Here is a 26,022-nt window from a genome sequence, read left to right on the forward strand (position 1 = left end):
CCGGGGAGCCCGCCTCAGTCGTCGTCGCCGCCCCAGAAGAGCTGTGCGACGAGCACGGCACCCCAGATCCCGATCGGGAAGACCGGCCAGAAGAAGACGGCGTCGCCCGCGGCCAGCGAGGTCACCGCCCAGATCCCGGTGAGCAGCACCGCGACCCCGGCCCACGACCGCCACTCCTTGACGTACTCCCGTGTGGCCTCGGCCTTCTCGGCCTCCGCCTTCTCCGCACGGACCGCCGGCAGGTGCTTGCGCTTCACCACCGGCAGGTCCGCGACGAGCACGTCCAGATCGGCCCGGACGGTCGCCGCGTAGGCGCTCTGCAGGCGCTGGTCGTACTCGCTCAGCGACAGCCGCCCCTCGTCGTGCGCGAGCTTCAGCCGTTCGGCGGTCTCCTGACGGTCGGCGTCCGACACCCGGATCAGCGCCTTGCCGTCGTCCCCCTGCTGCTCCCCCATGGATCCGAGGGTAGCCAGTCAGCGGCCGGAGGGGATCCGTCCTCCGACCGACTCCGGGGCGGGCCCGGCGGTCGTGCGCCGGCGCCGGGGCCGGGTGGCGACGACGACGCCGGCCAGGCACAGCACCCCGCCGGCCAGAGCGAGGGGCGCCGGGATCTCCCCGAGCAGACCCCAGGACAGCAGGACGACGATCGGCGGGACGGCGTACGTGGCGGCGGCGAGCCGGCCCGCCGTCGTCCGGGACAGGGCGTATCCCCAGGTCAGGAACGCGATCGCGGTCGGGAAGACGCCGAGGTACACGGTGCCCGCGATCGCCGTGGCCGGCACGGACCCCAGCTCGGTGAGCAGCGTGGGCAGGTAGGGCATCAGCGCGACCGTCCCGGCGACGGCGCCGAGCCAGGTCACCGTCAGGGCGTCGAGCCGGGCGAGCAGGCGCTTCTGCGCGACGGCGGCACCGGCGTAGACGAGCGCGGCCACCAGCCCGAGCAGCACCCCGGCGACGTCGGTGCCACCCGCCGAGGTCGTCGTCGCGATCAGCACCACACCGGCGAACGCGATCGCCATCCCGGCCAGCAGCCGGGCCGGGAACCCCTCGCCGAGCAGCAGCCCGGCGAGGACGGCGACGACGACCGGCGCGACGTTGACCAGCAGCGCGGTGGTGCCCGCGTCGAGGTGCCGCTCGGCCGCGTTGAGCGCGAGGTTGTAGAGGCCGAACCAGGCGGCGCCCCACAGCGCGACCGCGCCGAGCAGGCCCCGGGTGGGCGGACGCCGTCCCAGCAGCGGCGGGCCGCCCCGGCGGCCCCGCACGACCAGCACGATCACGGTCAGGGTCAGTGACCCGACGAGCATCCGCCCCAGCGCCAGCGCGCCGGGCGAGAGGTCGTGCCCGACCGCCCGGATCCCGACGAAGGCGGACGCCCAGAGGACGACCGTGGTCGCCGCGGCCGCGAGGGGGAGCACCTGCCGGGAGAGCGTCATGGATCCGAGACTGCCGTCCGGCACACTTCAGCACCAGCGATTGTTCCTACCGCTGGATTCAGTACGGCTGTACAGTCCGGGGGTGCTCGACACCCATCGTCTGCGCGTCTTCCGGTCCGTCGTCGCGAGCGGCTCGGTGCAGGGCGCCGCCGCCAACCTGGGCTACACGCCGTCGGCGGTGAGCCAGCACGTGACCGCACTCCAGCGCGAGACCGGCCTGGCGCTGTTCGAGCGGGCCGGCCGCGGGCTGCGGGCCACGGCCGCCGGGCTGGTGCTGGCCGACCAGGCCGACGCGATCCTCTCCCGGCTCGGCGAGGCCGAGGTCGTCGTGGCGGACCTCCGGGCGGGGCGGACGGGCGCGCTGTCGCTGTCGTACGTCGCCTCCGTCGGTGGCGCCTGGCTTCCCCGGGTCGTGCGCAGGCTCGGGACCGAGTTCCCGGGCGTCCGGCTGGACCTCGCCCTGCGGGAGTGGCTGCCCGACGACCCGGCCGACCGCTCCGACCTGCAGATCGCCGTCGAGCGGCCGGACTTCGAGGCGTGGCCCGGGTTCACCGCGCACCACCTGCTCGACGACCCGTACGTCGCCGTGCTGCCGGAGACGCATCCGCTGGCGGACCGCGCCGAGATCGAGCTGGCCGAGCTGTCCGGTGAGCGCTGGGTGGACAACGACTTCGCCCGCGGATGGTGCCGGCGCAACCTGGTCGAGGCGTGCACCGCCGCCGGGTTCCGCCCGCCGTTCCACGTGGAGGCGCACGACTACCCGACCGCGCTCGCGTTCGTCGCGGCCGGGATCGGGATCACCGTGCTGCCCGAGCTCGGTGCGGTCCGGATCCCGGCCGGGACGTGTGCGGTGCCGGTCGTCCGGCCGGTGCCGGTGCGCTCGATCCTGGCCGTCGTGCGGGACGCGGCCGCCCACACCCCGCCGGTGCTCGCCGCGCTGGACGAGCTGCGTGCGGTCGCTGCTATCCCTGCGGGCGCACCACGATCTCGGTGAGGTGTGCGTCGCGGGTCGCGGTCAGCGCGGCGAGCACCGCGGAGGCGACGGACTCGGGCCGCAGGAACCGCGACCCGTCGTACTCGCCGCCCTCGTGCGCCACGACCCGCTCCTGCATCGCGGTGTCCACCCGGCCCGGGTGCACCGAGGTGACCCGGATGCCGTTGCCGGACTCCTCGGCCCGCAGCGCGTCGCCGAAGGCGCGCAGCGCGAACTTGCTCGCGGCGTAGGAGCCCCAGCCCGCCCGCGCGGCGATGCCGGAACCGGAGTTGACCAGCACGACGTCCGCGCCGCCGTCGGCACCGGCCGCCCGGAGCGCGGGCAGCAGCAGCCGGGTGGCCTCCGCGACCGCGACCACGTTGACGTCGAACTGGGTCCGCCAGGTCGCGGCCGGGGTGTCCGCGACCGTGCCGAGCTCGCCGATCCCGGCGGAGTGCACCAGCGCGTCGAGGCGGTCGATGCCGGACAGCGCCCCGGCCAGCGCGTCGTCGTCGGTGAGCTCCACCGGAAGGGTCGTCACGGTGACGGGGCCCGCCGTCGTCAGCTCGTCGGTCAGCGCGGCCAGCCGCCGCTCGTCGCGCCCGCCCAGGATCAGGTCGTACCGCGGGGCGATGAGCTTCGCGACGGCGGCGCCGATGCCCTGGGAGGCACCGGTGATCAGGGCGAGGGGGCGGCGGGGCGAGGTCATGGACCTGAACCTACGGATCCGGCACCGGCGGTGCCGGGCACCACCAGATCCGCGCGCCGACGGGTCGACTCGATCAGGTCGGCGTTCGCGCCGTCGACGTCACGGGCCCACGCCCGGGCCGCCTCCGCGGTGCGGCCGTGCCGGGTGTGCCGCTCGACCAGGCGACGCAACCGTTCGTCCTCCGGCGTCCCGACGAACCAGGCCGCCGCGAGCAGCGGCCGGATCCGGGCCCACGGCTCGTCGGGCACCAGGAGGTAGTTGCCCTCGACCAGCACGATCCGGTGCCCGGGCTCGATCGCGATCGAGCCGGCGACGGGCTCGTCGACTGCCCGGTCGAAGCCGGGCGCGTAGACGGTCTCGCCGGTCGTCGACGTGACCCGGTCGAGAAGCGCGGCGAACCCGGCCCCGTCGAACGTGTCCACCGCACCCTTCCGGTCCCGGCGCCCGAGCCGGTCGAGCGTGACGTTGGCGAGGTGGAACCCGTCCATCGGCAGGGCGACCGCGGCCGGGCCGAGCCGCTCGGCCAGGGCGGCGGCCAGGGTCGTCTTGCCGCTCCCCGGGCTGCCGGCCAGTCCGATCAGGACTCGCGGCCGGTCGCCGAGGAGGCGGACGGCACGGCGGGCGAGCGCGTCGGGCCCGTCGGCCGTCACGCGGTCACCGGGCGGGTGGGCGGGGCCGTCCCCGTCGACGTTCATGCGGTGATTGTCGACGCCGGACACCGGTACGCGACGACGACGGCCCCGGGACCGTGCGCGTGGCACGGTCCCGGGGCCGCCGGTCCGGTCGTCCGGGGCCGGATCAGATCCGGCGCGCGGAGTTGAACGGCATCGCGTCCATGTCGGACACCTTGACCGGCTCGCCGCTGGTGGAGGCGTGGACGATCTTGCCGTCGCCCATGTAGATGCCCACGTGGCTGACCGGGCTGTAGAAGAAGACCAGGTCACCGGCCTGCAGGTTCGACTTCGACACCTTCGTGCCCGCCGACGCCTGGGCCTTGCTGGTACGCGGGACGTCCTTGCCCGCCTTCTTGTAGGCGTAGCTGACCAGGCCGGAGCAGTCGAACGCGCTGGGCCCGGTGGCACCCCAGCTGTAGGGCTTGCCGAGCTGAGCCATCGCGGTGGACAGCGCGCTGCTGCGGGCGGCCGCGGCACGGGCGGCGGGCGCGGCGGCCTTGGCGGCCTCGGCCACGTTCTGCGCGGCGGGGTTGACCGCGGGTGCGGGGGCGGCGGGCAGGACGGTGGCGGCCGGCGCGACGTCACGGGTCACGGACGCGGCGGGGGCCGGGGCGGCGTCGGCGGGGGCCGCCGCGGCCGCGGGGAGCACGGACAGGGCGGCCGCCGCGGCGGCGGTGGCCACGACGGCGACGCGGAGCGCCGGAGCGGTGGTGCGCTGGGGCACGGGAAAATCCTCGGGAGTAGCACCCCGGGCGTGCGGTGGAGGCGGAAACGCCGGTTCTTCAGGGGAGTGACCGGCGTGCCGAGGGAGCGACGTGCCGGGACCGGCTTCCCGCCCGCGTCGTCGCCCGGCGGTGACCCCGCGCCCCTCCGCCCCGGGTGGGCGTCGGTCGCGCAAGGCCGACGCGCACATTACGAACACATATCGTTCGAATAAATGACGCAGCACACAATCAATGCATGACTGCGCTCACGAACAATTCCGAGAAGATTCCGGATCGGGAACTTCCTGCTCCGGAAACGGCGACGGCCCGGCGGTGACCTGCGTGGTCACCGTCCGGGCCGGCACCGGAACGGAAAGTGATCAGGCGTCGCCCTCGCCCCGGATGAACTCCTCCACCTTGTCCCGCGCCTCGGAGTCGCGGGACTGCTCCGGCGGGGACTTCATGAAGTAGCTCGACGCCGAGAGGATCGGTCCGCCGATCCCGCGGTCCATCGCGATCTTCGCCGCGCGCACGGCGTCGATGATGATCCCGGCCGAGTTCGGCGAGTCCCAGACCTCGAGCTTGTACTCCAGGCTCAGCGGGACGTCACCGAACGCCCGGCCCTCCAGCCGCACGTAGGCCCACTTGCGGTCGTCCAGCCAGGCCACGTAGTCCGACGGGCCGATGTGCACGTTGTCCTTGCCCATGTCCCGGTCCACCTGGGACGTCACGGACTGGGTCTTCGAGACCTTCTTCGACTCGAGCCGCTCCAGCTCCTTCATGTTCAGGAAGTCCATGTTCCCGCCCACGTTGAGCTGCATCGTGCGGTCGAGCTGCACGCCGCGGTCCTCGAACAGCTTCGCCAGCACCCGGTGGGTGATGGTGGCGCCGACCTGGGACTTGATGTCGTCACCGACGATCGGCACCCCGGCCGCACGGAACTTCTCGGCCCACTCCGGGTCGGACGCGATGAACACCGGCAGCGCGTTCACGAAGCCGACCCCGGCGTCGATGGCGGCCTGGGCGTAGAACCGGTCGGCGTCCTCGCTGCCCACCGGCAGGTAGGACACGAGGACGTCGGCGCCCGAGTCGCGCAGCGCCTGCGCGACGTCGACCGGCTCGTCGTCGGACTCGGTGATCGTGTCCCGGTAGAAGCGCCCGAGGCCGTCGAGGGTCGGCCCGCGCTGGACGGTCACGCCCAGCGGCGGCACGTCCGCGATCTTGATCGTGTTGTTCTCGCTGGCCGAGATGGCGTCGGCGAGGTCGTGCCCGACCTTCTTCGCGTCGACGTCGAACGCGGCCACGAACGTCACGTCCCCGACGTGGTAGCCGCCGAAGTCCACGTGCATCAGGCCGGGGACCTTGGTCGACGGGTCGGCGCCCGCGTAGTAGCGGACACCCTGCACCAGCGACGCCGCGCAGTTGCCCACGCCGACGACCGCGACCCGAACCTGGCTCATGTCAGGCTCCTCCTGTTGTCTCGTCCTGTCGTTGCCCGCCGGATCCGGGTCCGGCGTCCGTACCGGCTCCCGTGCCGGGGATGGTCTCGTCGAGCTGCTCCGCCCGTTCGGTCGCGAGCAGCTCGTTCAGCCAGCGCACCTCGCGCTCGGAGCTCTCCAGCCCGAGGCGGTGCAGCTCGCGGGTGTAGCGGTCGATCTGCTCACCGGTGCGTCCCAGCGTGACGCGCAGTCCGTCCCGGCGTTCCTCCACCGTCCGGCGGCGACCCTCCAGGATGCGGATCCTCGTCGCCACCGGCGTCCGCGAGAAGAACGCCAGGTGCACGCCGAAACTTCCGTCCTCCCACGCCTGTGGCCCGGCCTCGTCGAGGATCTCGGCGAAACGGTCCTTCCCGTCGCCGGTGATCCGGTAGACCCGGCGGCCGCGCCGCAGCCGGCCACCCGCGACACTGTCCGCGGGATCGCCGGTGTCGGCGATGAGCCCGGCCCGGACGAGCCTGCGCAGCGCCGGGTACAGCGACCCGTAGGAGAATGCCCGCGGGCCGCCCAGCCGGCGACCGAGCTGCTTGCGCAGCTCGTACCCGTGCAGCGGGCCGTCCTGGAGCAGGCCGAGCACGGCGAACTCCAGCACGGCACACCTCCTCGTCACCCCCGGGCCCCGCCCGGGGTCGACCCGTACGACTATATCGGTCCGATACATCGGCGCGCCTCATGCATGATCGTCATCACAGACCGTCGTGACCCGGGTGGACGGCCGTCACCTGGGCCGGGACCGCTACTCCGACGGGGCGGGCGGTGGGTACGACGGACGGCCGCGCGTACCCTGGAAGGGTGCTCAATCCGCGACAGGTGGTGGACTACGCCCTGCAGCGCCGCGCGCTGCTGGGCGACGTCCGCGCCGGTCGGGTCGGTCCGGAGGAGGTGTGCGATGCGGGTGCCTACCTGCACCGCGCCGCCCGGTTCCACGGCACCACGGTCGACGAGACCTGCCCGGTGTGCCGCAAGGAGCCGCTCGCCCAGGTGTCCTGGGTGTTCGGCGAGAGCCTCCGGCACGTCTCCGGTTCGGCCCGCTCGGGGGCCGACCTGGAGCAGCTGGCCGCGCACCATCCCGAGTTCACGGTGCACGTCGTCGAGGTGTGCCGGGCGTGTGGCTGGAACCATCTGGTCCGGTCGTTCGTCCTCGGCACCGGCCGGCGGCAGCGCCGCGGACCCAGGACCGCGGGCGGATGACCCGCACACCGAGCGCCGCGACGACCCGGACCGCGTGCACGGCACCGGACCGCGAACGGACCACCGCCCCGGGCTCCCCCGGCCCGGACGGCGGACCAGCGAGACCGCACCCCACGGAGCCGCCCGGTGAACGACGAGCGTGACCCCCGGCGCACCCCGCCGCCCGGACCCCCGCCGCCCCCCGGCCGTCCCCTCCCCCCACCGGCTCCCCGTCCGGGTCAGGGACCCCGCCGGAACGGGCCTCCGCCTCCGCCACCCGGACCGCCTCCCGGCCGTCCGGGGCCGAACGGTCGTCCGGGACCGCCCCCGGGGCCCCCGCCCGGGCCGCCCCCCGGTCAGCGGCCGCCGCCGCAGGCGCCGTACGCCCAGTCGCCGCCGCCGCTGCTGACCCACGAGGACTCCGGCGTCGGCAACTTCGACCCGGTCGACCGCCCGTACCCGGCACAGCAGCCGCCACCCGGCCGCGCCGGTGGCGGTCCGCCCGGCCCGCCCGGACGTGGCGACGGCCGCCGTCCCGGCGACGGCGGCGAGCCCCCGAAGGGCGGCAGGTCGCGCCGGCGCCGGATCCGGAACTGGGTGCTCGGGGCGGCCGCACTGGCGGTCATCGGCCCGCTCGTCGCGTTCGCGATCGGCTGGCTGGTGTTCCCGGTGCCGAACGCCGACGACATCGCCGTCAGCCAGGTCGCCACGTTCTCCTACGCCGACGGAGCGCCGTTCGCGACCGTCCGGCCGGACAACGTCAACCGGACCAGTGTCGGCCTCGACCAGGTCCCGCTGCCGGTGCAGCAGGCCGTGCTGTCCGCCGAGGACCGCTCGTTCTACTCCAACCCCGGCTTCGACATCTCCGGCATCGGCCGGGCGGTGATCAACCAGCTCACCGGCGGGATCGGTGGTGGGTCGACGATCACCCAGCAGTACGTGAAGGTGACCACCGGCAACGACCAGTACTCGCTGTTCCGGAAGTTCCGCGAGGTCGTGCTCGCGGCGAAGATCTCCAAGGAGATGACCAAGGAACAGATCCTGGAGAACTACCTGAACGCGATCTACCTCGGTCGCGGTGCCTACGGCGTGCAGGCCGCGTCCCAGGCGTACTTCGGGAAGAACGTCCAGGACCTCGGCCCCTCCGAGGGCGCGATGCTCGCCGGCCTCATCCAGTCGCCCTCGCGCTGGGACCCGGCGAAGAACCTCGAGATGTCCCAGCAGCGCTGGGCGTTCGTCCTCGACGGCATGGTCCAGCAGAACTGGCTGTCCCCGGCGGAGCGCTCGCAGCAGCAGTTCCCGCAGTGGCGGGAGTCCGCGGGAAACCAGGGCGGCGGCATCCCCGGCGACGACCGCGGCCACATCTACAACGCCGCCCGCGCCGAGCTGGAGAGGCTCGGCATCTCCGAGGCGGAGATCAACACCCAGGGACTGACGGTCACCACCACGGTCGACCCGAAGGCCCAGGAGGACGCCACCCGGGCGGTCAAGGACATCATGGAGGGCCAGCCGGAGAACCTGCGCTCGTCGCTGGTGTCGGTGGACCCGAAGACCGGCGCGGTCCTCGCCTACTACGGCGGCGAGAACGGCGTCGGGCTCGACTACGCGAGCGTGCTCAAGCAGCCGGGGTCGTCGTTCAAGCCGTTCGTGCTGGCCGCTGCCCTGCAGGCCCCGGACCCGATCGGGTTGGGAGCCACCTACGACGGCTCCTCCCCGCAGACCCTGGCGGGCGCGAAGGTCACCAACTCCGAGGGCGTCAGCTGTGCGAGCTGCTCGGTCAAGGAGGCCATGACGAAGTCGATCAACACGGTCTTCTACCGGATGGGTCTCGACGTCGGCCCGCAGAAGGTCGCCGAGGCCGCGCACCAGGCCGGCATCCCCGGCGACCTCCTGCCGAACCCCACCGGCGGCATCTCGCTGGGTGACCGCGAGGTCCACCCGGAGGACATGGCGTCGGCCTACGGCACCTTCGCCGCGGACGGTGTGAAACGCGAGCCGTACCTCGTCGCCAAGGTCACCGCGAGCGACGGCCGGGTCATCTTCGACCGCGGCTCGACCGACACCGGCGAGCAGGTGATGGACCCCGAGGTGGCGCGCAACGTCACCGAGTCGATGACCGACGTCGCGGACTCCTCGCGGATCGGCCTGAGCGGCGGCCGGCCGGTCGCCGCCAAGACCGGCACCGTGCAGAGCGGCACCGAGGGCCAGAACAACGACGCCTGGACGGTCGGCTACACGCCGTCGGTGTCCACCGCGGTCTGGGTCGGCACCGACGACAACAGCCCGATCAGGAACTCCTCCGGGAACCCGATCTACGGCCGGATGCTGCCGGGGTCGATCTGGCAGTCGTTCATGGACGACGTGCTGGACGGCACCCCCGTCGAACGGTTCTCCGGCTTCGAGCCGATCGGCCAGGCGCCCCCCGCACGGGAGGCCTCCACCGACACCGGCGAGCAGCCCACCGGGAGCGCCGAGCCGACCGCGGAGCCGAGCGGGGAACCGGGACGGGACGAGTCCGGCAACGGTGACTCCGGGAACGGCGACTCCGGCCGCGGCGACGGCGGCGACCGGACCCGCGAGTCCACGGGCAACGACCGCCCCGGCCGGGACAACCCGTTCGCCGACGACGAGGACCCGGACGGCGGCGGCGAACCGACCGGGGAGAACAACTGACCGGAGCCGGCCGTCCCGGCCCCGCCCCGCCCGAGGAGCGGCGGACCGGGGACGGCCCGACCGGCCGGGTCGTCCCGACGTGGACCGAGCCGCTGGCGCGCTCGGCCAGCCGGATCGCCGGGGGCCCGCTCGGCAGGCACGCGCTCGTCGGCCGGGCCCGGTACTGGACGCCGCTGCGCACCGTGCTGCTGTTCGCGGTCGTCGTGCTGGCCGTGAGCTGGCTCGGCAAGGCGGCCTGCCTGCAGGAGTACCGCACCGCGGACGGGGTGCTCGCGCTGGACTGGCGCAACGACCGCCAGTACGTCGCGATGTGCTACTCCGACACCGTTCCGCTCTACGGGCTCGAAGGTCTCGCCGACGACGGCGTCCCCTACCGCGACGCCTGGTTCGAGTCCGCGGCCGACGGGTCCCGGGTCGAGCGCTACATGGAGTACCCGGTCCTCACCGGGTTCTTCCAGTACCTGAACGCCCAGCTCACCGACGGGTGGATGTGGCTGTCCGAGCGGCTGCCGCTGCCGAGCGCGCTCGACGTCGTCGTCTACTTCGACATCACGGCGTTCTGGCTCGCCGCCGGATGGCTCGCGGTGGTGTGGGCGGTGCTGATGCTCCGCCCCGAACGCCCGTGGGACGCCGCGCTGGTCGCGCTCTCCCCGCTGGCGCTGGTGCACGCCTTCACCAACTTCGACACCGTCACCGTCGCGCTCGCGACCGGCGCGTTGCTCGCGCTGCGCCGGGACCGGCCCGGCTGGGCGGGCGTGCTGATCGGGCTCGGCGCCGCCGCGAAGCTCTATCCGGCGTTGCTGCTGCTGCCGATCCTGCTCGTCGGGTGGCGACGACGGTCCTCCGGTGGCCTGCCGCGTGCGGCGTGGGTCATCGGTGCGGCGATCGGGTCCTGGCTGGCGGTGAACCTGCCCGTCGCGCTGGCCTGGCCACGCGGCTGGGCGGAGTTCTTCCTGCTCAACCGCACGCGTCCGGCCGACCCGGACTCGATCTGGTACTCGCTGTACTGGTTCACCGGCTGGGCCGGGTTCGACGGCCGGCTCGCCGACGGTGCAGCGCCCTCCGTCCTCAACGCCGTCACCGCCGCGCTGATGGTGCTCGCGTTCGCCGCGATCGCCTGGCTGGCGTGGCGCGCCCCGCGCCCGCCTGCGGTGGCGGAGCTGGGTTTCCTCGTCGTCGCGGCGTTCCTGCTGCTGAACAAGGTGTGGAGCCCGCAGTACTCGCTGTGGCTGGTGCCCCTCGCCGTGCTGGCGCTGCCTCGGTGGAGGCTGCTGCTGGCCTGGATGACGGTCGACGCACTCGTCTGGGTGCCGCGGATGTACCAGTACCTCGGGGTCGAGGCCAAGGGTCTGCCGGTCGAGCCGTTCCTGGTCACGGTGCTCGTCCGCGACGCGGTCGTGGTCTGGCTGTGCGTGCTCGTGGTGCGGCAGATCCTGCGCCGGGAGCCGGAGCCCGGACGGGGCCCGGACCCCGTGTGGCCGCGGGCGACCGGGCCCGTCGCCGCGGCCCCGGTGCCGCCGGGGCCGGGCGCGGGGCCGTCGAGCTCGCTGCTGGGCGCGGGACAGAGCGCGGGACCGGTGGCAGCGGACGAGATCGGCCTTACCGCCGGAGCGACGGGGACCGATCGTCCGGAACCGCCGCAGCGGCGCCGTGTGCGGGGCGCTCCGGAGCGGGACGCGGCCGTCCGGGAGCCGTGGCCGAACCGGTCCGAACGGCGCGATCCGCCCACGCGATCCTGAGCGCTCTGCCGCTCTGCCGTTCTGCCGTTCTGCCGTTCTGCTGGATCGCCGCGCAGCTCGGCCGGGCGTCGCAGGGTCGCCCGGTCGCCGTGCGGGGGCGCCGGCCCCGCACGGCCCCGGCGAAGCACAGGCCGGCGCCGCCTCGCACACTCTGCCCTCAACCGCACACGTCTAGGGCTCCCCGCACGGTCTCCATCTTGTGCGGGGAGCGGAGAACCCGTGCGGTTCTGCGCAGCCTGTGCGGCAGCGGTGAGCCCGGGGTGACCGGGGTCTCGCTTCCCACGCCGGTGCGGGGCGGTGCGGCAGGATCGGGCCATGGGCGACGACGCGGTGGTCCCGGACCGGGTGCAGCAGCGGCTGTGCGAGCGGATCGGGGAGGCACTCACCGTCCTCCCGCCGCACGCGCGCCACACCGTGTCGGACGCCGACCGTGCCGGGAAGCGCGCCGCGGCCGTGACCATGACGCTGCTCCCGGTCCCTGGCGCCACCGGGGACGGGCCGCTGGCCGACGAGATCGCCTTCGTCCTGACCCGGCGGGCCCGGTCGCTGCGCGCGCACTCGGGACAGTGGGCGCTGCCCGGCGGCCGCCTCGACGACGGCGAGACCGCCGAGCAGGCGGGCCGGCGCGAGGTGTCCGAGGAGATCGGTCTGGAGCTCGGTCCCGATCGTGTGCTGGGCCTGCTGGACGACTACCCCACCCGTTCCGGCTACGTGATCACGCCGGTCGTGCTGTGGGCCGGCGGCGCCGGGGAGCCCGTGCCGAACCCCGACGAGGTCGGCGAGCTGCACCGCCCGCCGCTGGCGGAGATCGACCACGAGCCCCGGTTCCTCACCATCCCGGAGTCGGACGCCCCGGTGATCCAGGTGCCGCTGTTCGACCGCTTCGTGCACGCCCCCACTGGCGCGGTGCTGCACCAGTTCCGGGAGGTCGTGCTGCACGGCCGCGCGACCCGGGTGGCGCACCTGGAACAGCCGGTGTTCGCCTGGCGGTGAGCCCGGTGAGCCCGGTGAGCCCGGTGAGCCCGGTGAGCCCGGTGGCCCGGTGGCCCGGTGAGGCTCAGGCCGTGGCGTGCTCGCGGAGCCAGGCGATGTCGCGGGCCTGCCCCTCGGCCGGGGTCTCCACCACGACCGGGGCACCGGCCTCGGCGACGACGGCGGCCAGCTCGTCCGGCGGGATGGTCCCGGAGTCGATGTTGGCGTGCCGGTCGCGGGCCGAGTCGAACGGGTCGCGCGAAGAGTTCAGGTGGATCAGGTCGATCCGCCCCGTGATCGCCCGGGCGCGCTCCACGAGACCGGCCAGCTCCTCCCCGCCGGCGAAGGCGTGACAGGTGTCGAGACAGAACCCGACGCCGAACTCGCCGACCGCGTCCCACAGCCGGCCGAGCGCGTCGAACCGGCGGGCCATCGCGTTGTCCCCGCCGGCGGTGTTCTCGATCAGGACGGGTACGTCGAACCCGTGCTCACCGGCCTGGCGCTCCACGAACTTGCGCCAGTTGTCGACACCGGTGGCCGGGTCGTCGTCCTTCGTGACGTGACCGCCGTGCACGACCAGGCCGAACGCGCCGACCTCGGCCGCACCCGCCAGGTGCTGCTGGACGATCTTGCGGGAGGGGATGCGGATCCGGTTGTTCGTCGACGCGACGTTCGCGGTGTAGGGCGCGTGCACGACCACCGCGACCTCGGAGGCCGCCAGCTCCGCCGCGCGCGGGTGCGGTGGCGGTTTCTTCCAGCCCTGAGGGTCGGACAGGAAGAGCTGGATCACCTCGGCGCCCACCTCGCCGGCCTCGGCCAGCGGGTCCTCGGCGTCCCGGACGTGTGCTCCGATCTGCATGCGGGCAACGGTAGCGAGGCCCCCCGACAGCGGGCGCCCGCCGCCCCGGGGACCCGGGAGCGGTGTACCCGCAGGTCGGGGCCCGGACGGGCGTTGGTAACCTTTCCCGGCTCTCCTGCAGTGTCGTCGCCGCGACGTCGTCGCGGATCGAGAACTGTCGGGGGGCACTGAGAACCTCCTGTCACGGCCGTCGGGGTCGTGACCGTCACGAGTCCATAGGAGGTGAGTGGTTCTCATGCGTCATTACGAGGTCATGGTCATCCTCGACGGCAGCCTGGACGAGCGCACTGTGCAGCCGTCCCTGGAGCAGTTCCTCACCGTCGTGAAGAGCGACGGCGGATCGATCGAGAAGATCGAGGTCTGGGGCAAGCGCCGGCTGGCCTACGAGATCAAGAAGCAGGGCGAGGCCATCTACGCGGTCGTCGAGATCGCCGCGGAGCCGGCCACCGTCGCCGAGCTGGACCGCCAGCTGGGCCTGAACGAGTCCGTGCTGCGCACCAAGGTGCTGCGCAAGGACGTCACCCGCACGCCGGCGCCCGCCGCCGGCTGAGAGAGGGGCAGTCATGGCCGGCGAGACCGTGATCACCGTCGTGGGCAACCTGACGGCGGATCCCGAGCTGCGGTTCACCCCCTCCGGCGCCGCGGTCGCCAACTTCACCGTCGCGTCCACACCGCGCACCTTCGACCGCCAGTCCGGCGAGTGGAAGGACGGGGAGGCGCTGTTCCTGCGCTGCAACATCTGGCGGCAGGCGGCGGAGAACGTCGCCGAGTCGCTGACCCGCGGTGCGCGGGTCGTGGTGCAGGGGCGTCTCCGCCAGCGGTCCTTCGAGACCCGCGAGGGTGAGAAGCGCACCGTCGTGGAGATGGAGGTCGACGAGGTCGGTCCCTCGCTCCGCTACGCGACCGCCAAGGTCAACAAGGTCAACAAGGTCAGCCGGGGCGGAGGCTCCGGTGGCTTCGGTGGCGGCGGCGGTGGTGGCGGCTACGACGGCGGCGGCGGTGGCGGATTCGGCGGCGGCCAGCAAGGCGGCGGCGGGTCCGGTGGAGGCAACTCCGGCGGCTATGACGACCCCTGGGGTTCGGCCCCGCCCGCGGGCAGCGGAGCGGCGTCCGACGACGAGCCCCCCTTCTGATCCACGTTCGCATCCCGCCCGTCACGGGCGGTGGACTACTCCAGGAGCACCACCATGGCCAAGGTCATCGTGCGCAAGCCGAAGAAGAAGGTCTGCGCTTTCTGCAAGGACAAGGCCCAGCCGATCGACTACAAGGACACCGGTCTGCTGCGGAAGTTCATCTCCGACCGGGGCAAGATCCGCGCCCGCCGTGTGACCGGCAACTGCCGGCAGCACCAGCGTGACGTCGCCGTCGCGGTCAAGAACTCCCGCGAGGTGGCCCTGCTGCCCTACACCTCGACCGCTCGCTGAGGAAGGGGAGACACGTGAAGCTCATCCTCAACGCCGACGTCCCGAACCTGGGCGCCCCGGGTGACATCGTCGAGGTCAAGGACGGCTACGGCCGTAACTACCTGCTGCCGCGCAAGCTCGCGGTCGTCGCCACCCGTGGCGCCGAGAAGCAGGTCGAGCAGATCCGCCGGGCCCAGAAGACCCGCGAGATCCGCGACCTGGGCCACGCCCAGCAGGTCGACTCGCAGCTGAAGAACCTGAACGTCACCGTGCCGGCCAAGGCTGGCGCCAGCGGTCGTCTGTTCGGTTCGGTCACGCCGGCTGCCGTCGTCGACGCGGTGAAGACCGCGGGCGGCCCGGCGCTGGACAAGCGGACGGTCGACGTCCCGGGTCACATCAAGACCCTGGGCAAGCACCAGGTGCAGGTCCGCCTGCACCCGGAGGTCACCACCGAGCTGCCGATCGCGGTCTCGCCCTCCGGAGTCCTACGTGGACTGCGACACCCTGTCGAGTGAATGGGGCGGGATCCGTTGTCACGCAGGCGACACGCCGCAGGGTGACGCCCCGGTCGTCGGAGGGGGTTGTGGACGCGACGGACGGTGAGCGGTGCCCCGGGGAGTCCGACACGCCCACGAGAGGTCTGCGCCGACACGCCAGAGCAAAGTTGTCCACACCCGTCCCCATGCCTCTGACCTGCTGTTCCGGCACGAATCCGGCTGTTGTCCCCAACATGTCCACAGCACGGTCCCGGGATGGGCGGTGTTGGTGCACAGTTCATCCCCAAGTCGATCACCAGACCGGTTCGCGCGCGGTGCCCGCACCGACCTAGCCTCGGTCGTACCGGCCCGGTGAGAGGCCGTGCGCGATCCGCGCACGGGCGTCGCCGTGAGAGCCGGAGATCGCGGGAGATCAGCGCGGGCGGCACCCATCCGTCGCTCGCGCATCGAACGTGTGTTCGTTAAGCTGTTCACCGGGGGTGACGCTGCGTATGGCTCTGACCGACGACCGTCCTGCCGGGCGGCCTCGGGCCGTCCGTGACGGCGAGGCCGGTGGCTCCGGTGAAGGCGGCAACGGCGCCTTCGACCGTCAGCCCCCACAGGACCTCACCGCGGAACAGTCCGTGCTCGGCGGCATGCTGCTGAGCAAGGACGCGATCGCCGACGTGGTCGAGGTGCTGCGCCCGGAGGACTTCTACCGGCCCGCGCACCAGACCGTCTACGAGACGATCCTGGACCTCTACGGCCGTGGTGAGCCGGCCGACGCGGTGACCGTGTCGGCGGAGCTGCAGCGGCGCGGCGAGCTCGTGCGGCTGGGAGGGGCGCCGTACCTGCACACCCTGATCGCGACCGTGCCGACCGCGGCGAACGCGGCGTACTACGCCGAGATCGTCGGGGAGAAGGCGATCCTGCGGCGACTGGTCGAGGCCGGCACCCGGATCGTGCAGCTCGGCTACCACGGCAACGAGGGCGGTGAGGTCGAGGAGGTCGTCGACCGGGCACAGGCCGCGGTCTACGAGGTCACCGAGCGCACCACCACCGAGGACTACACGGTGCTGGAGGAGCTCCTCCAGCCCACGATGGACGAGATCGACGCGATCGCCTCCCAGGGCGGGATGGCCGCGGGCGTGCCGACCGGGTTCGCCGATCTCGACGCCGTGACCAACGGCCTGCACCCGGGGCAGATGGTCGTCGTCGCGGCCCGTCCGGGTCTGGGCAAGTCGACCCTCGGCCTGGACTTCGCCCGGTCGTGCTCCATCAAGAACGGCATGACCAGTGCGTTCTTCTCGCTGGAGATGAGCAAGTCCGAGATCGTGATGCGTCTGCTCTCGGCGGAGGCGCGGATCCGGCTGGCCGACATGCGCGCGGGCCGGATGTCCGACGAGGACTGGACGCGGATGGCGCGGCGGATGTCGGAGATCTCCGAGGCGCCCCTCTACATCGACGACTCACCGAACCTGACGCTGATGGAGATCCGGGCCAAGGCGCGCCGGATGAAGCAGCGCAACGACCTCAAGCTGATCATCCTGGACTACCTGCAGCTGATGACCTCGGGCCGCAAGGTCGAGTCGCGTCAGCAGGAGGTGTCCGAGTTCTCGCGTCAGATCAAGCTGATCGCGAAGGAGCTCGAGGTGCCGGTGGTCGCGATGAGCCAGCTGAACCGTGGTCCCGAGCAGCGCACGGACAAGCGGCCGATGCTGTCGGACCTGCGTGAGTCCGGTTCGATCGAGCAGGACGCCGACATGGTGGTCCTGCTGCACCGGCCCGACGCGTTCGAACAGGACGATCCGCGCGCCGGCGAGGCGGACCTGATCCTGGCCAAGCACCGTAACGGCCCGACCACGACGATCACGGTGGCCCACCAGCTGCACTACAGCCGGTTCTCCGACCTGGCGCACGGCTGAGCCGCGCCGGGCGGCGGTCCCGCCCGCGAGAGGCGGGGCCCGGCGGGCTCGGCGGGGACGGTCAGGCCGTACCGGGCTGGGCCCGCGGGCCCGTCGTCGCGGCGACACCCAGGGACAGGGCTGCCAGCACGATGCCGGCGATCACGACCGGCACGCTGACCGCGACGGCGCCCACCAGCAGCACCAGCAGGGAGAGACCCAGCAGGGTCGAGGGGAGCGGGCCCGAGCGGTGCACGGAGCGGCCGCCGCCGTTGCCGGAGAGACCGCTCAGCAGCCCACCCGGCCCGATCGGTACGCGGCCTGCTGCCGCCAGTGCGGCGAAACGCCGCACCAGGCGCGGGTCGGTCAGTCGCAGCTGCACCTCGATCTCGTGCAGCCGACGGCGCTCACGGTCGCTGAGCACTGCAACACCCCTCTTAGGGTCTCGGACGGCACACCACGTGCCGGCGGAACGCCAGGGGCGTCGTCGATCCGGGCTGATGCGACAGTACGTGACCGAATCGTGATCTTCGGCGCGGGGGCGGCGGCGTCACACGTGCCGCGGCTCACCCGCGGCCGGCTCACCAGAGCGAGACGCGGTCGTGACGGGGGCCGGCCGGGGCGCCGAGCCGGGTGCAGAGCCCGGCCCAGGAACGGTCGTCGGCCGGGGTCCGCACCGGGCGCGGACGCAGCCAGCGGATCTTCAGGTCGGGGTCGTCGGGGTCGACCTCGAGCCGGTCCCGGCGGGACGGCCGGGTGGCCGTCCGGATCTCGACCAGTGTGTTGCCGGTGACCGCCTGCACGCCGTAGAGGCAGCCCGGCGGGACCAGCAGGGTGCGCGGGCCGTCGAGCAACGCGACGGCGAGCCGTCCGAAGGTCTCGGCCGCCGGCCGGGTGTCGATCACGACGGCGTAGCCGGACCCGCGCGGGACGCCGAGGAGGACGGCGCCGTCGGGGTGGCCGTGCAGCCCGTGCACGGCGCCGTCGGCGGGACGCCGCCGACGACGGACGGTGAACGCTCCCGGGTCGACGGCCGCACCCGGGCCGCCACCGGGTGCCGTGGCGTCGAGCAGCAGCGCACCCGGCACCACGGTCGTCACCACCTGCACCTGTTGCTCCCGTCGTCGTGGCCGCCCGCCGCGCGCCGGGCGCGGTGCGATCGATCTCGCGTACCGGTGACGACAACGAGTGATCGGGTCCTCGGTGACGCTCCGCGAGACTTCACTACTCCGAACGGGTGCGCAGAGCCCGCTCAGTGCCGACTACTACTATCCCGGATAGTTGATCGCCGGGCCGGCGGTCGTGACCGTGGTCGGGAGGGTGTGTGCCGGACCGGATGCGCTGTCGCTCCTGCCGCGGTGAGCAGGGTGGGATCGTCCTGGACCTGGGCGAACAGCCCCCGTGGGACAGCATGCCGCCGGCCGCCACGCCGCTGCCCGATCCCGTATCGCCGTTGCGGATGTGGCTGTGCCGTTCCTGCGGACTGGCTCAGCTCGAGGCCGGTGCGGACGTGGGCGAGGAGATTCTCGGCGTCGAACCGCGGGCGGTCGCCGAGCAGAGCGACCGCGCCGTGGAGCGGCTGGTCCGGGAGGGACTGGTCCGGCCGGGCGATCGGGTCGTCGAGTACGGCAGCCCGCACGGCGAGTCGTGGCTGCCGCGCCTGACGGGGCGCGGGATGACGGACGCCGGGCACGCCGCCCCGCCGGGTACCGCCGACCTCGTCGTCGACTTCTACGGACTGCTGCACGAGCCCGACCAGGACGCCGCGTTGCGCCGCCGGGCCGGGGTGCTCGCGCCGGGTGGGACGCTCGCCCTGCAGCTGCTGTCGCTGGGCACCGTCCTGCGTGACGGCCAGTGGTACGACCTGCGGCACGGCCACTACGCGTACTGGTCGCTGCCCGCGCTGGACACCGCGCTGCGCCGGTACGGCCTGGCCGTGCACCGGGCCTGGCGGTACCCGCTGTCCGGCGGGACGCTCCTGGTGACAGCCCGGGCCGGTGCGACGCCGGACACCGGGACCCGGCGCCTGCTCCGCGAGGAGGACGAGCAGGGCGTCACCACCCCGGGCGGGCTCGCCGGGCTGCAGCGGTCCGCCGACCGGGCCCACGACCTGTGGGGGTGGCTGGACGCGGAGCGGCGGGCCGGGCGCACCGTGGCCGCGTACGGCGCCGCGTCGAGGGCGGTGCCGGTGATGTGTCACGCGGGGCTGGACGCCGGCCTGCTGGCCGCCGTCGGCGACGCATCGCCCACCAAGCAGGGCCGCCGGATGCCCGGCACCGACATCCCGATCGTGTCCCCCGCGGAGCTGGCCGCCCTACGCCCGGACCGGGTCGTGCTCTTCCTGGCCGAGCTCGCCGACGAGGTGCGTGCGGCGCTGCCGGAGATCGAGGCGGCCGGCGGTCGCTGGGTCGTCCTCGATCCGGTCCCGCGGCTGGTCAAGCCCGTTCCGGGGGTGTTCGCCGGCTGATCCCGACCGGGGGAGCATGGGGGGTTGCGGCTACCCTGTGTCCGGGAGGCGGGATGCGGGGTCGACTGGGTGAGCTCGAGGCCGTCGTGATGGACGTGCTGTGGTCCGGCGACGAGCCGCTCCGCGTCCGTGACGTCCGGCTGCGTCTGGCCCCGGAGCGTCCGCTCGCGTACACCACGGTGATGACCGTGCTCGACAACCTGCACCGCAAGGGCTGGGTGCGCCGCGAGCTCGACGGCCGTGCCTACCTCTACCGCCCCGCGGCCAGCCGCGAGGAGGAGACCGCGCGGGCACTGCGGGACCTGCTCGACACCGGCGGTGACACCGAGGCCGTCCTGATGCACTTCGCGCGCTCGGTCTCCGAACGGGAGTCCGCCGTCCTGCGCGACGCCCTGGCCGGCCCGGACCGGGGCTGATCCGGGCGGCGGCCCTCAGGCGGCGCGGTCCGCGCGCCGGGCCCGGGAGCGCAGCCAGGCCGGCCGCCTGCTCGCGGGGACGTCGCCGTCGTCACCGGAACGTTCGGCGGTCCGGGTGATGTTGCGGACCATCCCGCCGAACACGATCCCGTGGAACGGGGCCACCGACCACCAGTACAGGTAGCCGGGGAGCCCGTGCGGGATGAAGACGGCCCGCTGGTGGTAGGTGGAGCCGCCGTCGCGCGGGGTCACCGACATGTCCAGCCACGCCTGTCCGGGCACCTTCATCTCGGCGCGCAGCCGCAGGAGCCCCTCCTGTGGTCCGAGGTCGCTGCCGGGCGAGCGGCTCCCACCCGGCTCGACCAGCCGCTCGACCCGCCACCAGTCCAGGGCGTCGCCGGTGTGCAGGTCGTCCGGGTCGCGCCGGCCGCGGGACAGCCCGACCCCTCCGACGGCCCGGTCCATCCAGCCACGCACCGACCAGGCCAGCGGGAACGAGTACCAGCCCCGCTCACCCCCGATGCCCTCGATGACCGTCCACAAGCGCTCCGGTGACGCGGACGTCGGCTGCTCGCGCTCGTCGAGGTAGACGCTGCCCCCGGCCCAGTCCGGGTCGCTCGGAAGCGGATCGGACGGCACGTTCTCCACCGTCGCGCCGGACCAGCGGGTCTCCACCTCGCCGCCGGTGATCCGGGCGAGGGCGAGCCCGACGGCCCGCTCGTAGCCGATCAGCCCACCGGGCGGATCCGGCACGTGGTCGGCGATGTCGTTCTCGGTGCAGACGACCTCGTGCACCAGTGACTCGATGAGCGGCTTCGCGATGGACTTCGGCACCGGGGTCACGACGTTCACCCAGTGGGCCGACAGCGCGGGCGACAGCACCGGCACCGGCAGCACCCGGCGCCTGCCCAGGTCGGCGACGGCGGCGTAACGGCGCATCATCTCGATGTAGGACAGGACGTCCGGACCGCCGATGTCGAAGGTCCGGTTCAGCTCCTCCGGGATCTCCGCGACCCGGATCAGGTAGCGCAGCACGTCCCGCACCGCGATCGGCTGGATGCGGTTGTGGACCCAGCGGGGGGTGACCATCACCGGCAGCCGCTCGGTCAGGTGGCGCAGCATCTCGAAGCTCGCCGAGCCGGACCCGAGGATCACCGCGGCCTGCAGGACGACCGTCGGCACCCCGGACCGCAGCAGGGTCTCCCCCACCTCCACCCGGGACGCCAGGTGCGCCGACAGCTCGTCCGGATCGTCGTCGGGGTGCAGGCCGCCCAGGTAGACGATCCGCTTCACCCCGGCCTCGCGTGCGGCCTCGCCGAGGATCAGCGCCGCCCGCCGGTCGGTGGCGGCGAAGTCGGTGTCGGACAGCGAGTGCACGAGGAAGTAGACGACGTCGACGTCGGTGCACGCGGCACGCACGCTCGCCGGATCGAGCAGGTCCCCCCGGACGATCTCGGCGTCGGCCGCCCAGGGCACGTCGGCCAGCTTGTCCGGGTTCCGGACCAGGCACCGCACCTGCACCGGACCGGACGCCGGATCCGGGGTCAGGTCGTCCTCGGGACCGTGCCCGAGCAGCCGGGGCGCGAGGCGCCCGCCGATGTAACCGGTCGCTCCCGTGACGAGATAACGCACGACGGCGATCGTGCCACCGGTGCGCCCGGACGGCAGGGTCACGCGTCACGGGTGGGGGCGGTCGCCGGATTGGCGTCGCGTGGCAGCAGCGGGTCCACCTGCTCCGGTGCGACCTCGTGCGGCGCGGCCAGGGACCGGACCGCCGCGGTGAGCACCGCCATCAGCGGGACGGCGAGCAGCGCGCCGGTGATCCCGGCGATGACGACACCGGCCGCCACCGCGAGGGCGATCGCGAGCGGGTGCAACCGCACGGCCCGGCCCATCAGCACCGGTTGCAGCACGTGGCTCTCCAGTTGCTGCACGGCCAGCACCACCCCGAGCACGACGAGTGCGGTGCCGATCCCGTTCGCGACCAGCGCGATGAGCACGGCGATCCCCCCGGTCAGCACCGCGCCGACGATCGGGACGAACGCGCCGACGAACACCAGCGCCGTCAACGGCAGGGCCAGCGGTACGCCGGTGATCCACAGCCCGAGCCCGATCCCGATCGCGTCCACGATCGCGACCAGGACGGTCGCGCGGACGTACCCGACCAGCGAGGCGAAGGCGCGGCGGCCGGCGACGTCGACCCGCTCGCGGCGCCGGGCGGGGGCCAGGAGCCGGAGGAACGACCAGAGGCGCGAGCCGTCGTACAGCATGAAGATCAGCGCGAACAGGCAGAGGGCGAACCCGGCGAGTACCTCCCCGACCGTCGCCGCGGTGCTCACCGCGCCGGAGGTGAGGGTCTGCTGGTTGTCCTGCAGGGTCTGCAGCAGCTGGGTGCCGAGCTGCTCGACGTTCACGTCGAACGGGGTCGCGTCGACCAGGCCCTGCAGCGACGCGACGCTGATGGTCAGCTGCCCGATCAGGTCGGACGTCCCGTCGACCAGCGTGTTGACGACGGCCGTGAGCAGCCCGCCGAGCGCGGCGAGCCCGCCGACCATCACCAGCCCGGTCGCGAGGGAACGCGGCACGCGGTGGTCGTGCAGCCACTGCACCAGTGGGGCGAGCAGCGCCGCCAGCAGCACCGCGATCGCGACCGAGATGACGACCACCCGGAGCTGGACCGCCACGAAGATCAGCAGTGCCAGGCCGGCGGCGATCACCAGCATCCGGGCGCACACCTCGGAGGCGATCCGGAGCGGGGAGGGGACCTCGGAGCGGGGCGGGGGCCTGCGGAAGCGCTGCGGGACGTCCTCGTCGCGGGGCGGTTCGGCGGCCGTCCGGCCGGTGGGCACGGCACCGTCGGGACCGCTCGCCGCGTGCCCGTCCACCTCGGCACCGTGCGGCTCCGCTGCCGTCTCCGGGGCTGTTCCCGGGCCCGGCGCCGGAGAGGCGGGAGCGGGTGAGGCGGGCGCGGGAGAACCGGACACCGTCTCCGGAGCAGCACGCGGACCGTCCCCGGGAGGTGCCCCGTCGGGCTCCCGCGGGGTGTCCGCCGCCCCGCTCCGCTCCGTCATGCGCCTGACGCTAGACCCGTGCCGCCCGCTGGGCGCGGTGCGCGATCCGGTGAGCCCGAGCGCCGCTCGGTCGGCCCAGTGCGCGGGAGGACGGAGCAGTCGTCGCGTCCTGTGATCACCGAACGTCGAACTACACACGTGTAGTGGACACTCTGAGGTCCGTCATGGACACCGACGGGTGGCGTGCTGGTCACGCAATGCGGCACAACGGTTTCTACGTGGCGATCTGCACGCGTGGCGAGAGGTGTGCCGCGTCGCGGCCGGCCTCTCCGACCGGACCACGACTACGTACTGCTCCACAAGGACCCTGGATGCACACTCTCCATGTACACAACCGAGTGTGACCCTCTGGCTACGCCACCCGTACGAGGGGACCTCGGAGAGGAGCTGTAACCACCGTTTCCCCGCTCGTGTGTCACCCGTTGACGGGGTGAGTGGGCCGAACGGCGGTACGCCGGGTGCGGTTTCCGGCGGAATCCGGCAGGGCCTGCGACGGACGTCAGGGGAGCAGGAGGTACGGCGGGTGTACGAGTTCGAAGACGTTCCCGGCTGCGGTGGTCTCGAGGCCTCGATCCGGGCGCGGCGCGCCGACCGGGACGGCTGGCCGTTCCCGGGCCGGCACGAGTCGCACGCCGAGATCCACGATGAGACCCCGATCTTCCACGCACTCACGGTCGGTGGCTGGCGGGACCGCGGCCCCACCGGCAACGCGGTCCGCCGGGTGCACCGGGCGACCGTGCGCACCACCCGGCGGGACGCGTCCCGGACCGCCGACACCATGGCGGCGTTCCACGCCGACCCGCTCGCCGCGCCGGTCCCCGCGCAGGCGGAGGCGCCGGACCGGCAGGCGGCGAACGCACCGGGCGACGCTGCCATGGCGATGCTGCGCCGCCGTCGCGACGCCCGCCGGGCCGCCGACCGCGCCGCGGTCGTGGACCTGCTCGGCGGGGCGGGCCGGCACCGGACGGCGCGCAGCGCCTGACCGCGTCCTGCGTCCCGGTCGCACCGGCTCCGGGGTGGGCGTCGGGCCCTGCCGGAGCGGATCGCACCGCCGGGCGCGGCGCAGGCAACCGAACGGCGTCCGGCACGTCCCGGATGACGAGGGCACGGCGACGCGCCCGACGGGGAGTACCCGCAACACCCTGGCCGGTGGGGACCGGCCGGAGACCGCGGCCCGCCCGACGGGGATCGGGCAGGCCGCACGAGACGTCCCGCGGAACCTTGGGCCGCGGGGTGGATGACGACCGGCTGGGGAGCTGGGTCGTCAGCACGCAAGGCGAGCGCCGGGCCCGGAGTCGGAGGGAGCCGACACCGGACCCGGCCCTCGCGCCTGTGCGCACCCGTCCGGCGCGGTCGTGCGGCGCCGGGTGCGGTGACCCCGTGCCCGGAGCCGTGGGGAGCGCGGTTCCGGACAGGGCGGTCCGTCGAGAGCGGGACGTCGTCGGCCCGGTCTCGGGTGGCGACAAGATCGCCACGGAGTGTGACCGTATCGGTCGGCCGTCCGGGTCACAAGGGGTGTGAGCAGGTCCGTTCTCCCGTCCCGTGTGGCACAGCAGTCACCCGGTTCACCGGTGCCCCACCGGCCGTCCCGCGGAGGTGTCCGTGTCGCACACGAATCGATGCGCACGGTGACCCCGCGCGTTCTACCCTTCATCCGATGAGCACCGACGCCGCGGCGACCGGCCCCCGTCGCACCGACCGCCCGCTCGACGAGGCGGGCGTGGTGACGGCGGTGCGGCGCGCCGCCGAGCGCGGCACCGCGGTGCGCCCCACCGGCGCCGGTGGCCGGGTACCCGGCCCGCTGGTCCGCACCGACGACGTGCTGCTCGACGCCTCCGCGCTGACCGGCGTCGTCGGGATCGGCGCGGACACCGTCCGGGTCCGCGGCGGCGAGACCGTCGCGGCGCTCTGCACCGAGCTGGCCGCCTCCGGGCGTGCGCTCGCCACCGTCCCCGACGCCCCCCGCGCGACGGTCGCCGGCGCCACCGGGCTCGGGATGGCCGGCGGCGCGCCGGACCGGGGCTCGCTCTCCGACCAGGTCGTCGCTGTCCGGCTGGTCGACGGTCGCGGCACCGTCCGCGAGGTAACCGGACCGGACCTCGACGCCGCGCGCTGCGGGCTCGGCGCGCTCGGGGTGGTCACCGCGCTGGAGCTGCGCACCGTCCCGCTGCGCCGGCTGCGGGTGCACGAGGAGGCGACCGCGCTCGCCGACGTCCTCGCCGACGGGGGGCTCATCGGGCACGCCTGGACCGAGTGCGACGTCGCCGTCCACACCGGACAGGCCGTGCTGCGGTGGGCCGAACCGGAGCCCGACGAGGACCCCGATGGCGAGCCCGCCGGCCGGGGCGGCTGGGGGCAGGCCGTGTCACGGCTGGCGTCGTCGTGGTGGCAGTCGCGCTCGGCGTGGCCGCCGCCGCAGCGCTGGGCCCCGGGCACCGCCGGGCCCCCGCACGAGGTGCTGCCCGACCCGCAGCCGTGGGACCCGGACCTGGCCGAGTGGGCGGTCCCGCGGGCCGCGCTCGGGACCGTGCTGCGCGAGCTCGGCGCCGCCGTTGCCGCCCGCGGGCAGGAACTGCGCCCGGTCCGGGTGCGGACCGGGCGCGCCGATACCGGCCTGCTGCACCCGGCGTCCGGCCGGGACACCGCCTACCTGCGGATCCGGACGCGCGGACCCGCGGAGGAACCCGTGCGGCGCCTCGCCTGCGCGGTGCTGGAGGACGCCGCCGGTCGCCCGTGCTGGACGACCCGCCACGAGTGGGGACCCGACGAGCTCGCCGTCGCCTACCCGGGCTGGGGGGCGTTCGCCGAGGTCCGCGACCGGTTCGACCCGGACCGCCGGTTCACCGACCCGTACCTCGCCGCGGTACTCGGGTCCTGAGCCGG

26 protein-coding genes are annotated in these 26,022 nt (G+C 73.7%); 14 read left to right on the plus strand and 12 right to left on the minus strand.

All coding sequences use genetic code 11. The features are described 5' to 3' along the window. Positions 1–14 precede the first annotated feature (14 nt). Both AD017_RS13525 and AD017_RS13530 read right to left on the minus strand, forming a co-directional pair. Entirely contained in the window at positions 15–455 is a 441-nt protein-coding gene (locus AD017_RS13525; RefSeq protein WP_010227250.1) for a DUF1707 domain-containing protein, read from the minus strand. An 18-nt stretch (positions 456–473) separates the two neighbouring features. Beyond that, a complete protein-coding gene (locus AD017_RS13530; protein ID WP_082399226.1) occupies positions 474–1,433 on the minus strand; it encodes a DMT family transporter in 960 nt (319 codons plus the stop codon). An 82-nt stretch (positions 1,434–1,515) separates the two neighbouring features. Between AD017_RS13530 and AD017_RS13535 the strand changes: the two genes are divergently transcribed. Continuing rightward, positions 1,516–2,427 (plus strand): LysR family transcriptional regulator, encoded by a 912-nt coding sequence (locus AD017_RS13535; RefSeq protein ID WP_060574436.1) that lies wholly within the window; start codon positions 1,516–1,518, stop codon positions 2,425–2,427. Here the strand turns inward: AD017_RS13535 and AD017_RS13540 are convergent. From AD017_RS13540 to AD017_RS13560, 5 genes are all read right to left on the minus strand, one after another. Further along, positions 2,396–3,115, minus strand: a complete 720-nt coding sequence (locus AD017_RS13540; RefSeq protein ID WP_060574437.1) for an SDR family oxidoreductase — start codon at positions 3,113–3,115, stop codon at positions 2,396–2,398. The genes AD017_RS13535 and AD017_RS13540 overlap by 32 nt on opposite strands. After that, the gene (locus tag AD017_RS13545) at positions 3,112–3,810 is read right to left on the minus strand and encodes a nucleoside/nucleotide kinase family protein (RefSeq protein WP_082399607.1); all 699 of its coding nucleotides are present in this window, start codon (positions 3,808–3,810) and stop codon (positions 3,112–3,114) included. The genes AD017_RS13540 and AD017_RS13545 overlap by 4 nt, the downstream gene beginning before the upstream one ends. Positions 3,811–3,913: 103 nt before the next feature. Continuing rightward, a complete protein-coding gene (locus tag AD017_RS13550; RefSeq protein ID WP_060574438.1) occupies positions 3,914–4,513 on the minus strand; it encodes a C40 family peptidase in 600 nt (199 codons plus the stop codon). 360 nt (positions 4,514–4,873) lie between these two features. Beyond that, on the minus strand, positions 4,874–5,953 hold the full coding sequence (locus AD017_RS13555) for an inositol-3-phosphate synthase (RefSeq protein ID WP_060574439.1): 1,080 nt from the start codon (positions 5,951–5,953) through the stop codon (positions 4,874–4,876). A 1-nt stretch (position 5,954) separates the two neighbouring features. Continuing rightward, positions 5,955–6,581 (minus strand): PadR family transcriptional regulator, encoded by a 627-nt coding sequence (locus tag AD017_RS13560; RefSeq protein WP_010228793.1) that lies wholly within the window; start codon positions 6,579–6,581, stop codon positions 5,955–5,957. 200 nt (positions 6,582–6,781) lie between these two features. Here AD017_RS13560 and AD017_RS13565 point away from each other — a divergent pair, with 200 nt between their 5' ends. The 4 genes from AD017_RS13565 to AD017_RS13580 all read left to right on the plus strand — a co-directional run bounded on the left by AD017_RS13565 (position 6,782) and on the right by AD017_RS13580 (position 12,564). Then, positions 6,782–7,180, plus strand: a complete 399-nt coding sequence (locus AD017_RS13565; RefSeq protein WP_010228790.1) for a DUF5318 family protein — start codon at positions 6,782–6,784, stop codon at positions 7,178–7,180. Positions 7,181–7,756: 576 nt separating this feature from the next. Beyond that, complete coding sequence (locus AD017_RS13570) at positions 7,757–9,832, plus strand: transglycosylase domain-containing protein (protein ID WP_060574440.1); 2,076 nt, start codon at positions 7,757–7,759, stop codon at positions 9,830–9,832. Between the two features lie 182 nt (positions 9,833–10,014). After that, positions 10,015–11,571, plus strand: a complete 1,557-nt coding sequence (locus tag AD017_RS13575) for a glycosyltransferase family 87 protein (protein WP_060574441.1) — start codon at positions 10,015–10,017, stop codon at positions 11,569–11,571. 315 nt (positions 11,572–11,886) lie between these two features. Continuing rightward, positions 11,887–12,564: a CoA pyrophosphatase gene (locus tag AD017_RS13580; RefSeq protein ID WP_010226881.1), complete on the plus strand. Its 678-nt coding sequence runs from the start codon at positions 11,887–11,889 to the stop codon at positions 12,562–12,564. Positions 12,565–12,628: 64 nt separating this feature from the next. Here the strand turns inward: AD017_RS13580 and AD017_RS13585 are convergent, their stop codons facing one another. Next, positions 12,629–13,402 carry a deoxyribonuclease IV gene (locus tag AD017_RS13585; protein WP_010226883.1) on the minus strand — a complete coding sequence of 258 codons (774 nt, stop codon included), beginning with the start codon at positions 13,400–13,402 and terminating at the stop codon, positions 12,629–12,631. A gap of 235 nt (positions 13,403–13,637) precedes the next feature. On the opposite strand from AD017_RS13585, the gene rpsF reads away from it, so the two are divergent. The 5 genes from rpsF (at position 13,638) to dnaB (ending at position 17,206) form a co-directional block, all read left to right on the plus strand. Beyond that, positions 13,638–13,952: a 30S ribosomal protein S6 gene (gene rpsF, locus AD017_RS13590; protein WP_029239343.1), complete on the plus strand. Its 315-nt coding sequence runs from the start codon at positions 13,638–13,640 to the stop codon at positions 13,950–13,952. Between the two features lie 13 nt (positions 13,953–13,965). Continuing rightward, a complete protein-coding gene (locus tag AD017_RS13595; RefSeq protein WP_060574442.1) occupies positions 13,966–14,535 on the plus strand; it encodes a single-stranded DNA-binding protein in 570 nt (189 codons plus the stop codon). 54 nt (positions 14,536–14,589) lie between these two features. Next, positions 14,590–14,826: a 30S ribosomal protein S18 gene (gene rpsR / locus AD017_RS13600; protein WP_060574443.1), complete on the plus strand. Its 237-nt coding sequence runs from the start codon at positions 14,590–14,592 to the stop codon at positions 14,824–14,826. A 14-nt stretch (positions 14,827–14,840) separates the two neighbouring features. Continuing rightward, the gene (gene rplI, locus AD017_RS13605) at positions 14,841–15,320 is read left to right on the plus strand and encodes a 50S ribosomal protein L9 (protein WP_060574444.1); all 480 of its coding nucleotides are present in this window, start codon (positions 14,841–14,843) and stop codon (positions 15,318–15,320) included. A 473-nt stretch (positions 15,321–15,793) separates the two neighbouring features. Next, positions 15,794–17,206, plus strand: coding sequence for a replicative DNA helicase (gene dnaB / locus AD017_RS13610; protein WP_060574445.1), 1,413 nt, complete (start codon positions 15,794–15,796; stop codon positions 17,204–17,206). 61 nt (positions 17,207–17,267) lie between these two features. Here dnaB and AD017_RS13615 read toward each other — a convergent pair whose 3' ends face one another. Both AD017_RS13615 and AD017_RS13620 read right to left on the minus strand, forming a co-directional pair. Next, the gene (locus tag AD017_RS13615; protein ID WP_010226889.1) at positions 17,268–17,609 is read right to left on the minus strand and encodes a DUF3040 domain-containing protein; all 342 of its coding nucleotides are present in this window, start codon (positions 17,607–17,609) and stop codon (positions 17,268–17,270) included. Between the two features lie 157 nt (positions 17,610–17,766). Beyond that, the gene (locus AD017_RS13620) at positions 17,767–18,285 is read right to left on the minus strand and encodes a dTDP-4-dehydrorhamnose 3,5-epimerase family protein (RefSeq protein WP_157178939.1); all 519 of its coding nucleotides are present in this window, start codon (positions 18,283–18,285) and stop codon (positions 17,767–17,769) included. A gap of 236 nt (positions 18,286–18,521) precedes the next feature. On the opposite strand from AD017_RS13620, the gene AD017_RS13625 reads away from it, so the two are divergent. After that, on the plus strand, positions 18,522–19,652 hold the full coding sequence (locus tag AD017_RS13625) for a class I SAM-dependent methyltransferase (RefSeq protein WP_060576385.1): 1,131 nt from the start codon (positions 18,522–18,524) through the stop codon (positions 19,650–19,652). Between the two features lie 53 nt (positions 19,653–19,705). After that, positions 19,706–20,068 carry a BlaI/MecI/CopY family transcriptional regulator gene (locus AD017_RS13630; protein WP_010226892.1) on the plus strand — a complete coding sequence of 121 codons (363 nt, stop codon included), beginning with the start codon at positions 19,706–19,708 and terminating at the stop codon, positions 20,066–20,068. 15 nt (positions 20,069–20,083) lie between these two features. On the opposite strand, the gene AD017_RS13635 is transcribed toward AD017_RS13630, so the two are convergent. Further along, positions 20,084–21,742: an SDR family oxidoreductase gene (locus AD017_RS13635; protein WP_060574446.1), complete on the minus strand. Its 1,659-nt coding sequence runs from the start codon at positions 21,740–21,742 to the stop codon at positions 20,084–20,086. After that, positions 21,739–22,953, minus strand: a complete 1,215-nt coding sequence (locus tag AD017_RS13640) for an AI-2E family transporter (protein ID WP_010226895.1) — start codon at positions 22,951–22,953, stop codon at positions 21,739–21,741. Before AD017_RS13640 ends, AD017_RS13635 begins: the two co-directional genes overlap by 4 nt. A 709-nt stretch (positions 22,954–23,662) precedes the next feature. Here AD017_RS13640 and AD017_RS13645 point away from each other — a divergent pair. Both AD017_RS13645 and AD017_RS13650 read left to right on the plus strand, forming a co-directional pair. After that, positions 23,663–24,121, plus strand: a complete 459-nt coding sequence (locus tag AD017_RS13645) for a hypothetical protein (RefSeq protein ID WP_060574447.1) — start codon at positions 23,663–23,665, stop codon at positions 24,119–24,121. A 675-nt stretch (positions 24,122–24,796) separates the two neighbouring features. Beyond that, positions 24,797–26,017: a D-arabinono-1,4-lactone oxidase gene (locus AD017_RS13650; RefSeq protein ID WP_060574448.1), complete on the plus strand. Its 1,221-nt coding sequence runs from the start codon at positions 24,797–24,799 to the stop codon at positions 26,015–26,017. The last annotated feature ends 5 nt before the right edge of the window (positions 26,018–26,022 follow it).

Origin of the sequence: Pseudonocardia sp. EC080619-01 (genome assembly GCF_001420995.1) — a bacterium.
Taxonomy (GTDB): Bacteria; Actinomycetota; Actinomycetes; order Mycobacteriales; family Pseudonocardiaceae; genus Pseudonocardia.

Excerpts from the sequence above, each read along its gene's own strand:
- AD017_RS13580 (WP_010226881.1), top strand. The coding sequence starts at position 11,887 with ATGGGCGACGACGCGGTGGTCCCGGACCGGGTGCAGCAGCGGCTGTGC.
- dnaB (WP_060574445.1), top strand. The coding sequence starts at position 15,794 with ATGGCTCTGACCGACGACCGTCCTGCCGGGCGGCCTCGGGCCGTCCGT.
- rpsF (WP_029239343.1), top strand. The coding sequence starts at position 13,638 with ATGCGTCATTACGAGGTCATGGTCATCCTCGACGGCAGCCTGGACGAG.
- AD017_RS13650 (WP_060574448.1), top strand. The coding sequence starts at position 24,797 with ATGAGCACCGACGCCGCGGCGACCGGCCCCCGTCGCACCGACCGCCCG.
- AD017_RS13525 (WP_010227250.1), bottom strand. The coding sequence starts at position 455 with ATGGGGGAGCAGCAGGGGGACGACGGCAAGGCGCTGATCCGGGTGTCG.
- AD017_RS13595 (WP_060574442.1), top strand. The coding sequence starts at position 13,966 with ATGGCCGGCGAGACCGTGATCACCGTCGTGGGCAACCTGACGGCGGAT.
- AD017_RS13630 (WP_010226892.1), top strand. The coding sequence starts at position 19,706 with ATGCGGGGTCGACTGGGTGAGCTCGAGGCCGTCGTGATGGACGTGCTG.
- AD017_RS13585 (WP_010226883.1), bottom strand. The coding sequence starts at position 13,402 with ATGCAGATCGGAGCACACGTCCGGGACGCCGAGGACCCGCTGGCCGAG.
- AD017_RS13625 (WP_060576385.1), top strand. The coding sequence starts at position 18,522 with ATGCGCTGTCGCTCCTGCCGCGGTGAGCAGGGTGGGATCGTCCTGGAC.
- rpsR (WP_060574443.1), top strand. The coding sequence starts at position 14,590 with ATGGCCAAGGTCATCGTGCGCAAGCCGAAGAAGAAGGTCTGCGCTTTC.
- AD017_RS13555 (WP_060574439.1), bottom strand. The coding sequence starts at position 5,953 with ATGAGCCAGGTTCGGGTCGCGGTCGTCGGCGTGGGCAACTGCGCGGCG.
- AD017_RS13530 (WP_082399226.1), bottom strand. The coding sequence starts at position 1,433 with ATGACGCTCTCCCGGCAGGTGCTCCCCCTCGCGGCCGCGGCGACCACG.
- AD017_RS13545 (WP_082399607.1), bottom strand. The coding sequence starts at position 3,810 with ATGAACGTCGACGGGGACGGCCCCGCCCACCCGCCCGGTGACCGCGTG.
- AD017_RS13540 (WP_060574437.1), bottom strand. The coding sequence starts at position 3,115 with ATGACCTCGCCCCGCCGCCCCCTCGCCCTGATCACCGGTGCCTCCCAG.